The 13,967-nt window shown below is 49.6% G+C and carries 13 protein-coding genes; 5 read left to right on the forward strand and 8 right to left on the reverse strand.

The features are described 5' to 3' along the window. Nucleotides 1–22: 22 nt before the first annotated feature. The gene (locus tag HOK28_16725; protein MBT6434742.1) at nucleotides 23–778 is read left to right on the forward strand and encodes a methyltransferase domain-containing protein; all 756 of its coding nucleotides are present in this window, start codon (nucleotides 23–25) and stop codon (nucleotides 776–778) included. Nucleotides 779–806: 28 nt separating this feature from the next. Next, nucleotides 807–1,226 (forward strand): nuclear transport factor 2 family protein, encoded by a 420-nt coding sequence (locus HOK28_16730; GenBank protein MBT6434743.1) that lies wholly within the window; start codon nucleotides 807–809, stop codon nucleotides 1,224–1,226. A 5-nt stretch (nucleotides 1,227–1,231) separates the two neighbouring features. On the opposite strand, the gene HOK28_16735 is transcribed toward HOK28_16730, so the two are convergent. The 7 genes from HOK28_16735 to HOK28_16765 all read right to left on the reverse strand — a co-directional run bounded on the left by HOK28_16735 (nucleotide 1,232) and on the right by HOK28_16765 (nucleotide 8,719). Continuing rightward, entirely contained in the window at nucleotides 1,232–2,605 is a 1,374-nt protein-coding gene (locus HOK28_16735) for an aldehyde dehydrogenase family protein (GenBank protein ID MBT6434744.1), read from the reverse strand. Between the two features lie 14 nt (nucleotides 2,606–2,619). After that, on the reverse strand, nucleotides 2,620–3,396 hold the full coding sequence (locus HOK28_16740) for a gamma-glutamyl-gamma-aminobutyrate hydrolase family protein (protein MBT6434745.1): 777 nt from the start codon (nucleotides 3,394–3,396) through the stop codon (nucleotides 2,620–2,622). Further along, entirely contained in the window at nucleotides 3,396–4,592 is a 1,197-nt protein-coding gene (locus HOK28_16745; protein ID MBT6434746.1) for an iron-containing alcohol dehydrogenase, read from the reverse strand. The genes HOK28_16740 and HOK28_16745 overlap by 1 nt, the downstream gene beginning before the upstream one ends. A 17-nt stretch (nucleotides 4,593–4,609) precedes the next feature. Continuing rightward, the gene (locus tag HOK28_16750; GenBank protein MBT6434747.1) at nucleotides 4,610–5,983 is read right to left on the reverse strand and encodes a glutamine synthetase; all 1,374 of its coding nucleotides are present in this window, start codon (nucleotides 5,981–5,983) and stop codon (nucleotides 4,610–4,612) included. Between the two features lie 174 nt (nucleotides 5,984–6,157). After that, entirely contained in the window at nucleotides 6,158–7,090 is a 933-nt protein-coding gene (locus HOK28_16755; protein MBT6434748.1) for a hypothetical protein, read from the reverse strand. A 100-nt stretch (nucleotides 7,091–7,190) separates the two neighbouring features. After that, complete coding sequence (locus HOK28_16760; protein ID MBT6434749.1) at nucleotides 7,191–7,982, reverse strand: hypothetical protein; 792 nt, start codon at nucleotides 7,980–7,982, stop codon at nucleotides 7,191–7,193. Then, a complete protein-coding gene (locus tag HOK28_16765) occupies nucleotides 7,979–8,719 on the reverse strand; it encodes a hypothetical protein (protein ID MBT6434750.1) in 741 nt (246 codons plus the stop codon). The genes HOK28_16760 and HOK28_16765 overlap by 4 nt, the downstream gene beginning before the upstream one ends. A 178-nt stretch (nucleotides 8,720–8,897) precedes the next feature. Between HOK28_16765 and HOK28_16770 the strand changes: the two genes are divergently transcribed. Beyond that, complete coding sequence (locus HOK28_16770) at nucleotides 8,898–9,806, forward strand: hypothetical protein (protein MBT6434751.1); 909 nt, start codon at nucleotides 8,898–8,900, stop codon at nucleotides 9,804–9,806. A 108-nt stretch (nucleotides 9,807–9,914) separates the two neighbouring features. Here HOK28_16770 and HOK28_16775 read toward each other — a convergent pair whose 3' ends face one another. Continuing rightward, a complete protein-coding gene (locus HOK28_16775; GenBank protein MBT6434752.1) occupies nucleotides 9,915–11,642 on the reverse strand; it encodes a hypothetical protein in 1,728 nt (575 codons plus the stop codon). Nucleotides 11,643–12,203: 561 nt separating this feature from the next. Here HOK28_16775 and HOK28_16780 point away from each other — a divergent pair. Then, nucleotides 12,204–12,986 carry a thioredoxin domain-containing protein gene (locus tag HOK28_16780; GenBank protein MBT6434753.1) on the forward strand — a complete coding sequence of 261 codons (783 nt, stop codon included), beginning with the start codon at nucleotides 12,204–12,206 and terminating at the stop codon, nucleotides 12,984–12,986. An 86-nt stretch (nucleotides 12,987–13,072) separates the two neighbouring features. Then, complete coding sequence (locus tag HOK28_16785; GenBank protein ID MBT6434754.1) at nucleotides 13,073–13,900, forward strand: hypothetical protein; 828 nt, start codon at nucleotides 13,073–13,075, stop codon at nucleotides 13,898–13,900. Nucleotides 13,901–13,967: the final 67 nt, after the last annotated feature.

Here is a 13,967-nt window from a genome sequence, read left to right on the forward strand (position 1 = left end):
ATGCTCCGGGCAGGAGAAAACCGTGAGTGACGACGCTACTTTTAATCGATGGTTTGAAAAACTAGTGGAGCGCCAAGAGCGAAACCTGACCTTTCAGGAGATTCGCAAAGCCCTTCAGGCTCTTTCAAGCGTCTACGTTCAACGTAGAGACAAGCTTAAAAAGGGCGCCGCTCTGGATACAGCCGGAAAAAGAGCTGCATTTGCAGTATTCTACGGTCCATTGCACTACCTTTTTATGCAGGCAGTTCTCCAAGAGCTAGACAGTAACCCAGGCTCGATTAAAAACATTGTGGATCTTGGGTGCGGAACGGGTGTCGGATCTGCCGCCTGGAGCCTTCTCGGAGGCGGCAAGGCCACTGTCGAGGGCATCGACCTCAATAAATGGGCGACGGACGAATGCCGCATGACTTACCATGCATTCGGGCTCAAAGGGCAAACCCGAACCGGCAATCTCATGGGAGCCAAGCTACCTGGGGCCGGTGGTGCAGTGGTGGCAGCCTACGCTATCAACGAACTCTCCGATGGGGCCCGTGAGGAAATGCTCACAAAGCTCCTTAAAGCTGGCTCCAACGGGGCAAAGATCCTCATCGTCGAGCCTATTGCAACGACACCCGTCCCGTGGTGGCAAGGCTGGGCCGAAGCATTTGAAGCCCAGGGCGGTAAAAGCCAAACCTGGAAAATCCCAGTAGACCTTCCCGATCACCTCAAGCTACTGGACAAAGCCAGCCGAATGAATCATCAAGTGCTCAAAGGTCGCACCCTTTGGCTTAATCGCTGATCCGATTTGCCGCACTGGAGAAGCTCCCATGAATAAAATCAAAGAAGACATTCTCGCAGCGAACCACCACTTCTATGAGGTCTTCTGCTCAAAAGATTTGGATGCCATGAGAGATCTCTGGGCTCCAAACGAAAACATCGCTTGTGTCCACCCCGGCTGGGGCCTCCTTGAGGGCTGGAAAGATGTTATGAGCAGCTGGGAAGGTATTTTTGAAAATCCCTCAACCCCAGGTATTCGTCCCGTAGGTGAAACCGTTTTTCAACAAGGCGGTTATGCATTTGTAGTCTGTGGAGAATCGGTCGAAGGCGCGGAACCAAGCCTTGTTGCAACGAATATATTTGAGGAATCTACTCAGGGTTGGAAACTTGTTCACCACCACGTCAGCCCTATTCTTCAAATCACAGAGGATTTTGAAGAAGCTCAGGAACCGACGCAGCAATTACACTGAACCGGCTAAGGTCGGCGCAGGTGCCAGCCCTTAGGTTGCAAAAACGCGCGGATACCATCGTGGCCAAGCGTTGACCCAATTCCCGAGTCTTTCCAACCCGTCCAAGGTAAGTTCGAACTTACCCGGTCACAGCAATTCCAATACGCACTGCCCGCTTCTAGCTTTGCCATCATTGCCCGCGCACGGTCCTCCGACTGACAAAAGACGCTCGCAGTTAATCCGTACCGGCTATCGTTCATTGCTGCGAGTGCCGCTTCATCGTCCGCTACTTTCTCAATCCCGATGATTGGACCGAAGCTCTCTTCACGCATCACATCCATCTGCCCATTTACCTCTGTAAGAACAGTAGGCTGGTAGTAATATCCAGTCCCATCAACTTTCGCTCCGCCGCATCTCAGCGTCGCCCCTTTAGCGAGCGCGTCGTCGACCTGCTTTTGAATCACACCACGCTGTGCATCGCGCGTAAGGGGGCCAATAAAAATGCCGTCTTGCATTGGGTCACCCATTTTGAACGAAGCAACCTCTTCCAAAAATGCCTCTACAAAAGCGTCGTAAAGTTTTTCGTGAACGTAAACGCGCTCAATCGAACAACAGCTCTGCCCCGTATTGTAGAAGACACCGCTGGCCACATTCTGTGCCGCTGATTTGGGGTCGACATCATCACACACGTAGGCAGGATCCTTGCCCCCCAGTTCAAGCTGAACCCGCATGAGTTTTTTACTGGCCGCCTGGGCAACTTTGACGCCCGTCGCATGGGAACCCGTAAAATAAACGCCGCCTAAATCCTGTTCCAGCAATGCCGCGCCAATCTCTCCGCCTCCAATTAAAGTTGGGAAGATCTCTTCGGGCACGCCGGCATCATAAAGCGCTTGAGCAATTCCAAGCCCCGTAAGCATCGCAAACTCAGAAGGTTTGTACATTACAGCGTTGCCCGTAAGAAGCGCCGGTAGAAACACATTCGCTCCCACAAAAAACGGATAGTTCCACGCTGAAATATTTCCAATCACGCCAAGCGGCTCATAGGTTAGAAGCTCTCTCATGGAACCATTTTGATTCGAGTGAACTTGAACTTCATCAAGAAATGGCGGCACTTGTTTGAGAAAATATTGAACACGCGGCGCAACACCGCCTATTTCCCCTATAGCCTGCCCCACTGGCTTTCCCATTTCGGAACTCAGCGTTTTTGCGAGGCCATCTTTGCGCTCTTGTAAGATGACACCAAAACGCTCAATCATCGCCATGCGATCCTGCAACGGCCGCTCGGCCCACTGCTTTTGAGCAAGCCTCGCAACTTTGAACTTCTCGGCGACCGATTCGGGCGTATCTGTATCCAACTCGTCAATCACTGCCTCGGTGGCTGGATTAATGATTCGTAACATCTTTGTATTTCCTTTTAGCTTGTCTTTAACTTTTGTCGGGTGGCGTCGAGAAAGTGTTGCATCAAAAGATCCGGGCTGAGTAATTCACTCGAACCCGCCTCGATAAATTCAGGGTGCCACTGAACCCCAAGCACATAGGAACCTGCGTTCTCCTTAGAACAAACAGCCTCTACAATACCATCCAACGGGCTATGAGCCTCTGGGCGAAGACTTGGAGCAATGTCCTTAATCGCCTGATGATGAATGCTGTTGATACGTCCGGGATGCGATCCACCATAAATCGTTTCTAAGGTCGAGTTCTTCTCGATTTTCACTTCATGATGATTGTGCTCGTAAACATCCCAATTGCGATGGACCAAAGCTCCGGGAACCTGAGTTGCAATGTCTTGATAAAGAGTACCGCCCAAAGCAACGTTTATCACTTGAGCGCCGCGGCAAACTCCCAAAATAGGAATATCCGCTGCAACGCACTCTTTTACCAACTCGATCTCATAGGCGTCACGAATCGGGTCACCGGGCCATTTCTCATCGATGGGTTCTTCACCGTAACTCTGCGGCGCAACATCGGAACCACCGTGTAACAAAAGACCATCAAAATAAGAGAGGATTTCTTTAACGCCCAAGGAGCCATGAGCACGGGGAATCATAAGCGGCATTGCACCGAGGCGCATCACCCATTGGTTCATCGACTCTTCAACGTAGACCAGGGTCTTGCCTTTAAAAAGTGGACGCTCAGGATCCGCATGATTAAAGCATGCAGATATGCCTATTCTCAGACGACGCTCAGTCATTACTCTAAAGCCAAGATGAACATATTTCGAAAATCGTCTTCCGTTACCGGACACGGATTAAGCTGATGACACGGGTCCTTCATGGCCACTGCCACAAGCTTTTCCACCATATCTTCAGTCACACCCAAATCACACAGCCCCTCAGGCATGCCGAGATCACCTTTTAGATGACGAAGCCATACAGCAAATTGTCCGTCGGGAATCCCGGCAATCATTTCAATCTTGCGAAACTTTTCAGGAACTGCACGCTCGTTAAAGTCCATGCAAAACGGAAGCATCATCGCGTTGGCAAGCCCGTGGTGCATATCGCAAACCGTGGAGAGCGCATGCGCACATGAATGGTTCACGCCCAGGCCTTTTTGAAAGGCAACAGCTCCCATGAGAGCGGCCAAAAGCATTTGGCTTCGTGCCTTAGCGTGGGCCTCAAGCCCCATCTCGCCTTCTATATCGAGTTCATCCTCATCAAGCATCGCGAAATCAACGCATTGCTTGAGGCTATCGTGAACCATCTGGATGCCTTCAAGAGCGATCCCGTCACACATAGGGTGATAACCCTTGGCCAAGTAAGCCTCCAGCAAGTGGGTCAGTGCATCCATCCCAGTAGCTGCCGTGATTTTAGCTGGTAAACCAAGGGTAAGTTCAGGATCTGCAAACACCTTGGACGGCATGAGACGCGGTGAAAAAATAATGCGTTTAACGCCAGTACCATCTTCACTGATCACACTGCTGCGTCCAACCTCAGAACCGGTGCCTGCTGTTGTGGGTACCGCCACAAGAAGTGGGATATGCTGATCAACGGGCGGAGCATCCGCGTTGCCATCTTCATAGTCGTAAAGATCTCCTGGATGGTGAGCCATCAGAGCAACAACTTTGGCCACATCGATCGGAGCACCGCCGCCAACAGCAATCACTGAATCACAGCCACCGGCCTTGTATGCCTCGACTCCCTTGATCACGTGAGTCTTTACCGGGTTACCGCCCATATCGGAGAAGATTTGCGGCTCTAAGCCGTCACCCTCAAGCAGAACCTTAAGGTCGTGCAGCATCGGTAATGGTGCAATCCCTTGATCTGTAACAATTAGGGGCCGCTTCATCCCGTTCTCTTTGAGGTAAGGCCCAATTTCTCGCCTTACTCCAAGCCCAAAGAGAATAGGCGTTGGAAAATTAAATGTAACGGAATCCGGAAGGTCGAGCATGCTCATGGTGTGCCTCTTTAAATGATTTCGAAATAACGCTTAGTTTCCCAATCCGTGACGGCAGTTTGAAATTGACGCCATTCCCAGATTCGAGATTGTGTGTAATGCGCTACAAACTTTTCGCCAAAAACCTCATTCGCAAGCTCGGACTGAGCCATCTGCTGTGCCGCATCGTAAAGATTACCAGGAAGCCTTACAGCATCCTTTACTTCATAGGCATTTCCAGAAACAGGCTCGCTCTCAATGTCTAAACCCTTCTCAATTCCCATCAGCCCGCTTCCAATGGCTGCTGCTAAAGCGAGATACGGGTTCACATCGGCACCAGGAACTCTTGTTTCAAGCCTCGTGGACTTAGAGCTTCCGGGTAACACGCGAAAAGAAGAAGTGCGGTTGTCGGAACCCCATGTGACCATTGTGGGTGCCCACATTCCTTCAACGAGTCGTTTGTAGCTGTTGATGGTGGGTGCAAAGCACGGCAAAATATCTGGAGCCATTTTCATCTGACCCGCAAGGTAGTTGCGGAAAATCTTCGACATGCGCCGGTCCGCCCCTTCTTCGTAGAAAACGTTGGTCTTGTGCTCAAGGTCCCACAAGCTTTGATGAACGTGCCCGCTGCAACCAGGTAGGTCGGGGCTAATTTTCGCCATAAAGGTTGGGATAATACCGAACTCGCCAGCGATTTCTTTGGTAGCTGCCTTAAACAAAACTGCCCGATCCGCTGCCTCCAGCGCATCGGAATACATAATCGCAGCTTCAAATACACCAGGCCCCGTCTCGGTATGAAGACCTTCAACCGGCACGTCAAAGGCTAAGAGTTCGTCCATGAGCGCTGAAAAATAATCTGAGTTTTGCGAAGCACGCAGAAGAGAATAACCAAACATCCCTGGGGTCAAAGGTTTTAAATTGCGAAAACCTTTTTCATGAGCCGACTCGGGAGTTTCTTTGAAGTTAAAAAACTCAAACTCCAGAGAGCACATGGGTGAATAACCCATACCCTCGGCTTTTTTGAGGACGCGCTTTAATACCTGACGAGGGCAAACCTCGAGCCCATTGCCTTCGGCATCTTCAAAGTCAGCTAGAAAAAATGGCACATGGTCATCCCACGGAACCGTTCGATAAGTATTGAGATCGATGCGAGCTTCGGCATCTGGGTATCCCGTATGCCATCCGGTATAACTCACGTTATCGTAACAGACATCGGCACAGTCCCAGCCGAAGACGACATTGCAAAATCCGAATCCACCTTCCACTGCCGAGAGAAATTTATCCGTATGGATATACTTCCCTCGCATCACACCATCGATGTCTGTAATCGCCAGCTTGACCTTTTTTGAACCTGAATTCCGAACCCGTTCAATGATATCTTTGGGGTCCAACTTCTCTTTTGTCATGGATGAGGGCTTTCCGCTTAATTAGCTATCGAGTCGGTGTTCCGGGCGCCACTCACCCGGGTTACCACGCGGCACCAAAATTATCACGGCCCCATGGTTGCTTCAATCAGAGCGGGAAGGTCATCTAAATTGTGTAATAAAATAAGCGAGATAGCTCACAAGAAACATGCAGTTTTATGAACGGCTCTTACGCTGAGCCCCAAGTCCCTTAAGAAACTTGGCTGCCACAGAAATTCCCTTGGCATCATGTTGTTTCCAAATCAGCTCGTAGGCACGGTCCATCACCGGGCTTTGTGTATTGCTTTTCCCGTCAACAGCATACCTTCGAAAGAGCAGTGTGAAAGTCTCCTCCGAGAATTCCCAATCTTCGTCCGTATCTTTTAAAGTTGGGATATCTATATCCTCAAGTTCGTCGTTGAGCATCCGGACCATCCATTCCCTACGGCGCTCAAACTTCTCAAAACGCATCACAAGCTTTGAGAGCAAATAGGCCAGTATCTTTTTAGCCCGCGGATCTGACTCTACTCGAGATTTCAATTCCATAGCGCTAAGATTTGCCTGCTCTAACTCCGCAACCAAGGGCTCTGATTTACTCCGACATTTCTCAATGGTTTCCTCTCCGCAAAGCATCATCATGACAGCTTGCCAAGCTGGAACCATTGTCCATGGCAGAGTCTCGGCGACCAGCTCCGAATCATGACTCATTAAATCGGCGAATGGGGCGACCAAAATCCACGCAAAGCCCGAAAGCTCTAGCCCCCGGCTTTTGTTCTCTTGTGCCGCGGGGGAAGACGCAGGACTTGGAACCGGTGCCTTGGCCTCGACTCGGAGCTTTTCAACAATGTTTTGAATGTCGCCCTTTGAATTTTGAATAGAGCGCGTTTGAACTTCTTGATAGGTCTCAGCGGGCCCTATCCCGTGCTCTTGAATCTCAGCTTCGGCCCAAAGTTTTCGAATCACTGAAGCTATTTCGTTCGGGCCAAGAGGTACACCACCTCGGCGCACTTGAGCGAGCATCGCTGTTTGGACAATTTCAAGGACATCATGAACTGACTTAACGGTTTCAACTGCACCGCCTTCCAGTTGCTTACGCTTACGACTCGCCATCCTCAGATTCCTAAAGGTTAAGACCGAAGCTACATCATAACCAATGCGGCCGTGTCGTCCAAATCCAATAGGGTTGCCAGTGGACTGGCTAATGAATCAATCAAGGAACCTCGACCAGGTAAGAGGTGCTCCAAGAACCATCATCTCGCTCATGAACCAGCCATAGAGTTTCTTCAGGATACGCCCTGATAGAGCCATACCAAACCAACCCATCTTCGCTTTCAAGTGGTTCTATAATATCTAAAGCGAGGTTTAAGATAATTAACCGACCGTTACCAAGAGGCTCATCAAGAGTGACTTGTATTAAGACAAACTCACAATCTTCTTCTTCAGCCGGGTCAAAGTCTTCATCGAAGGTATTATGGGACCAATCGCCCTGCTCATCTTGCTCATCTTCCCATTCACCCGGATCATTCTCCTCAACAAAAGGCTCACACTCATCAAAGTAGTCCATGGCATAAACGAGCTGCACCCCATTATCCTCGGTAGACGGAAACTCTTGAATATCTTCGGTAGCAAGCGTGATGGATTCCTGGGAATCAACGCCAACCGGTGTAAGAGAGAGAGTATCAGCCTTAAGCGCCATCAACTTAAGTTCGAAACTACCGCCCTCTTGAACTGTTGCAGTTTGGGACTCACCGCTTCGAATGTTCGTCGCTTTTACTTCCGCAATGTTCGTAGCCGCGCCGGGCATACCCACAATGCGAATTTCAACAGGTGTTGTAGTATTGAGAGGCTCTGTGGACGTTGTATGAATCAAAGATTCCGTTAGGTATCCCGTGACCTCAATACTCGTTGAATCGGTTCCGGTTAAGGGCGAGTCTTTGCCGCATCCAGCCAGCACCATGTTCAGCACCAAGAAAAGTCCAAGTGCTTGTGTTAATATTCTCATGACTTATCCTCCAAGGATGCTGCAGCAAAAGTAATCGCTCGCCTGCCCGTTTCACCGGTTTGCGATGCAGCTTCGTCCACTTCAATGGCTCGATCACGGATATACGCGGCGACCTTATTCATCATGGCTTCAAACTCAGCCTTATCTCCGGCAAATACGTAAGATCTGGCCATCGATGGCTTGGTGGAATCAATTTCCAAAAACCGCTGCCACACCGCTTCTGCCACGATATCCATTTGACGGTTGAGACCGTCGACTCGGGCAACAATATCGCTCTCACTGAAAAAATCGTGATCTTCCGGGTTGCGGCGCAACAGCTCGCCATCACGCAGTACACGGCGTTCTCGAACCAGATCATCAATGGCCGCAGCCAATTCAACTGGCTTGTGGCCACTGAATTCCCCCAGTAATTCCAGCTCTGTCCGAGGACCAGATGCGACAACCCCTGCTAATTTTCGCCTGAGTTCAAGCTCTTGCTCCGGAGCGAAAAAATCACCTCGGTAACGATTATGAAGACTGCTTACAGTACGCAAACTTTTGCCAAATAGGTCAGCGACCTCACCTAGCCCCAAACCCCTCTCACTGCGGGCTTCGTGAAAATAGGCCATCTGAAAAAGGCGCAGCATAGGCTCCAAAGGCACGGATAAACGCATACCTATGCGTGCCACCGCCCTAAACAACGAGTAAATCACCCGGTGCTTATAATTGAGAAAACCGTTCTTTCCGTCATCTGGCATATGGACACCATCACATGACACGCAAAAATCTGCAAGTTCAAAAACATCAACATTAAGTTAGCAAATTTAACATCTTGAATAGTTCGATCATCGGAAAGCACTTTTTATATTGACAGATTTAGACCCAGGTGACAAAAATACGCAATAACTTGCGTATTGCCGACATAATGGAGACAACATGAATACCACCAAACAATTTCTGGCCCTTTTGGCCACACTCTTACTCGCAGTAGCACTCAGTGCCTGTGGGATGGACGGCCTGGGCAACCAGGTCAGTGACGTCGCGTCCCTCTCAACCCTGGATACGGACCAAGACGGACTCACGGATTCAGAAGAAGAAGCACTCGGCACGGATCCCAATGACGCTGACAGCGATGACGACGGAATTTCTGACGGCGACGAAGTCGATGCGGGTTGGGATCCACTGGATACCGATTCCGATGATGACGGTGAACTCGATGGCGACGAATGGGGCGAAGAAGAAGCAGAGGAAGAAGAAGCGTGCCCATGTCCACCAGAAGTAGATGACGAAGACGAAGATAATGACTTCGACGGCGAAGAAGAAGGCGAATGGGATGACTTCGAAGACGCTGAAGAAGGTTGCGACGACGATGAAGAAAACGACTTCGACAACGATGAAGAAGGTGATTGGGATGACGAAGAGTCATGCTGCACCTGTGAGTGCGATGATGAAAATGACAATGACTTCGATGATGAAGAAGAATACCTCGAAGCACTTGAAGAAGCCTGCGACTACGGCATCGAAGAAGCGTGCGACGCACTCGCAGAGATCTTCGGCGATGACGAAAATACCTGCGACGAAGACCAAGCAGAAGAAGGTGATTTCGAAGATGAGGAAGAAGGAGAATGGGACGAAAACCATCCTGAGCACTCTGAAGCGGACGCCGATGAAGATGACTTCGCTGACGTAGAATGGGACGAGTCTTTAGAGGAACTTGAAGATGCTTGTGACAATGGTGACGAAGATGCTTGCGAAGAACTCGCGTCTATCTTCATGGACGATGAAGGCGACTGCGACGACGAAGACGATGTTGAAGACGCCGAAGTCGAAACACCAGAAATCTAATCAACGCTCTGATGAGCTGACACAAGAAAGGAGGGCCTAAGCCCTCCAATCATACCCTCCCCAAGATTCCCCCACTGAACAATGCCCTGTTCAGTGGGGGATTTTTGCTTAAGTGCTCACAGAACACTCCATCGCTTCGGGGTAAAGTGCCCCATGACTAAATGGCTTGGCATCCATCTTCTTCTGCAACTCGCCTAAATCGGCTCTAAAATTATCCATGCATGCTTTCCCTTTTGGGTCCAAAGCCAAATTCGCGTGGTCATCCACCAAGCGGTTTAGGGGGACAAAGGTGAGCACCGATGTATTAATATATCGCTGATAAGCATCCACACTGGGCCGGCTACCATCGGTAGGAACAACACTCGGGATATACTGAGGCAGCGTTGTGTAATTCCAAGTGATGTTGCCAACATTTTCGTGTTCAACAGCTGCGGTCTGAATCAAAACCATAGATAGTTTGGCTACGCCCTCACGAGTCAATCCACCAGAATAATCCGAGACACCATTTGGAATATACTTCTCAAGGTCCTTAAACCAGTTTTGTATCTCGGGGTCGGCCGCAATGGCTTCATCAGAATCGTAGTAAGTCTCGATATAAGAACGGACGTAGTCTTCAATCACATTTTGCATATCAGAAACGTTGTCAAGGTATGGATATTCTACAGGTTTACCATCCACTCCAATCGCACCGGCCATGCCTCGGCGCGCTGCATCAGCCTTGGGATCCATGCGTGAGATATCGAACGAGCCCGCATAATCATTCATCACCTTGTAGATCTCTTTGCGCTCATAGCTAAAGATATTCGGCAACGAAGATGAATCACTCATGATTAAGTTTGGCACCTTATAGTTATTCGTCGACAAAGTGAGGTGATAGTGAGGGTGCAACAATCGACGGATCGGATGGTCAGCATCTAGATTATTTGTGGTCACGCCGGCAAACGTTCCACTCACCAAGAGATGCGTGTTGGCCAAGTGACGAATCATCGTCATGTCGGTTGAAAGCGAACAAAGTGCGATTTTCTGAACCTGCTCCCAGTCATCACTTTGAGGTGTAACAACCCTTCCCTGGTACTCAATATGAGTTGTGTTCATACGCTTTTGAGACGGGGAATAACTAAAGTAGGCCTTACAACCTAAGGGCGATAACCCTTCACGCACCGGTACACCCTCCAATGAAGACATGTCGATAAAATACTCATTCGGCTTCGAATCATTTTTTTCGATGTAACCAGCAAAGGGACCAGAGAGCGCCAACGTCCCCAAGACATCATCTGGCCTGGCACTGATCTCAGGTGGCACCACGGGTACCGGCAACAGCTCCCGGTATGCAGCAGGGAATGCTTCTTCTATGACCGCATCGTGATTTGCTGAAACTTGCGGTAATCCATCTGCATGAAGAGAGAAACTACTTGAGAGCCATCGAATCATAGCAAAAAGATATTGCTTGGCTTTCGATTCTTCCGCCGCCGGGACCCCATCGGTTGTATAAATATTGGGGATATCGATACCTGGAAATTTATCTGAAAACCGAATCATAGGCAGCTTCTCATTCACCGGCGCCTCGATACGCTGAATCGTGGCCGACTTGAAAACGTAGGCTACGACGTTTGCCCAGAACTTCTGCTTCATTCGGTAAACGAAGCCTGGCTCAACTTTCTCGAGAGATTCTGAATTTTGCGGTGCCCGAACCATCGCATCCGAGGGCGCGATGGCCGAGACGCCGGTAGGAGCCGCAACTTCTGAAACAGAGGAAACAAAGGAATCTGCTGGGGGAACTGAAACAGCAGGCTGACTTGACGCAGTAGTAGGTGAAATCGCAGAAAGAGACGACATCTTAGAGGCTCCAAATTTTATTCTTATTGTTATTTTTATTAGCAGGCCCAGCGATATGACTGGCCCTGCCAATTACTTATCGGGACGAGATTTCACATGTTGTGTCTTTTTTTCATGAGCCATGTCGCGCGCCCGTCTTCTCCCGGTCGCAGTCTCCTCCCGCAAGCATCCCACCATGACCTCTAAACCCTTATTTTTAATTAAGAATCTTCCGCATTACCTAAATCACGTTCAGCTTTTGGACATCCTTGAAAGGATTGTAAATGTTCAGCGTTAGCCCCTATCCATAGCCCGGCCCTGGGGTTATAAGACTCCCCCAATCAGGCACGCCTATTTTCAACGCCTGATATTGAAAGGACAACGATTGTGACTACTCACGCAAAACGCACCCCTCTTTACTTGGCTCTTTTTGCCGGTGCATGGCTCGTGGCCTGCCAACCTGCTGGCACAGCAGCACCTGCCGCTCCCGAAAATGCATGCGAGCAATACGCCGAGAAGCTATGTACTGAGCTCGGCGCTCAATCTCCCGGTTGTAAAGCAGCCAAGGATACCACAGCCATCATGCCTGCAGCCGCTTGCTGGGCAGGTTTCAACGATATGGCCGGCACTAAAGAGAAGATTGCCGCCATGGGCGAAAAATGCACCGAGCTTATCGAAAAGCTTTGTGCCGACCTCGGTCCGGACACCCAAACTTGTGCAATGGTTCGTGAAAAGACCGCTCAGTTCCCACCAGACCGCTGTGTACAAATGCTTGGACAGTACAAGCAGGTACTGGCTGAGCTCCAGCGCATGGAAGCACAAAATAAGCCTCTTAGCCCTGAAGCCGCTGCTGAGCTGGCCGCCGGTGACGTTGCTTCATTTGGTGCCAAAGATGCCAAAGTAACCATCGTAGAATTCTCTGACTTTCAGTGCCCCTACTGCACACGTACAGCAACGGCGACCACTGAACTCAAGAAGAAGTATGGCGATAAAGTACGCGTTGTTTTCCGCCACTTCCCACTCTCGTTTCACAAAGAAGCTCACTTGGCAGCTCAAGCTTCATTGGCAGCAAACGCTCAGGGCAAGTTCTGGGAATACCACGATATGCTTTTTGCCAATCAAGAAGAGATCAAGACGGGTCCTGACGCACTCAAGAAGTATGCGAAGAACCTCAAGCTCAACATGAAGAAATTCAATGCTGCGTTGGCCAACAAAACTTACGCTGCAGCTGTTGATGCAGACATGAAGCTTGGTGAAAAAGTATCAGTCAGTGGTACTCCAACTATGTTCTTGAATGGAGAACGGGTGGGCAACCCTACAGATGTTGCTGCAATCTCTAAGATGATTGATAAGGCGCTCAATTGAGCCCTTCTTCAACGAATTTGAAGATCAATAAGGCCGTCCATCCCTTTTTAAGGTTTGGGCGGTCTTTTTATTGGTCCCCTGCCGCAGTGCTACTGGCCCTCCTGGTCTCCCTGAGCAGCTGTGCATCTACAACTCAAGTACCAGTTGGACATCAAGCGCAAACACCCAACGAAGCGCTTTTAAATGACATTTGGGCTGCAACCCATACCGACCAACTCTTCGACTCTCTTCCCTTAAAAATGCCTATTGAAGAGATGATTAACGACCGTTTCAAGGATGCGGGCCTAGACTATCAAAATAAGATTCAACGCTTACTCGACAGAAATCTTCAACCCAAACGGCTCCAAAAGATGCTTCAGAGCCAACTTCTTCTGAGATTTCAAAACTCTAAGGCCACCGAAGTGCTTAAGTTTTACCAAACCCCGCTTGGTAAACTCTATGGAGAGGCCGGGCACCAATTCGATCCTGAGGACCCCCAATTTAAAATCTTCGTCCAAGGTCCGAAGCCGACTAAAAAACGCCTCGCATACATGGCTAAACTCCTCACGGCATCTGGCTCTACAAAATTTGCATCCATTACTCTCATCACTCCGATTGAAACTATTTTCCAAGAGCTAGAGCACCAGAAGCAATTGGCCGGACAAACCCCGCACAAGAGCAGTTCCTCCGACCTGCGTAAATCGATGCGCTCGGTTGTAAAAGCGATGCATAAAGGCATGCTCCTCACGGCAAGTTTTGCCTATCGAGATTTCAGCGAAGCCCAGCTCAAAGAGCTTGTCGCCTTTGAGACAAGTTCCACTTCAAAATGGTACAACACCGCTTTACTCGATTCGTATGAACGGACGCTTCAGGTGGCGACCCGCCGATTTACGAAGCAACTGCTCAAGCTTCTACAGCACACTCCGCCCAAATAAACTCATCAGGGGTTCCTGCCACTGAAGGCATCGAAGGTGCGAACTGCCAAAAAGCTTCACTTTTTGT

It is taken from the genome of Deltaproteobacteria bacterium, from assembly GCA_018668695.1.
GTDB lineage: Bacteria > Myxococcota > XYA12-FULL-58-9 > XYA12-FULL-58-9 > JABJBS01 > JABJBS01.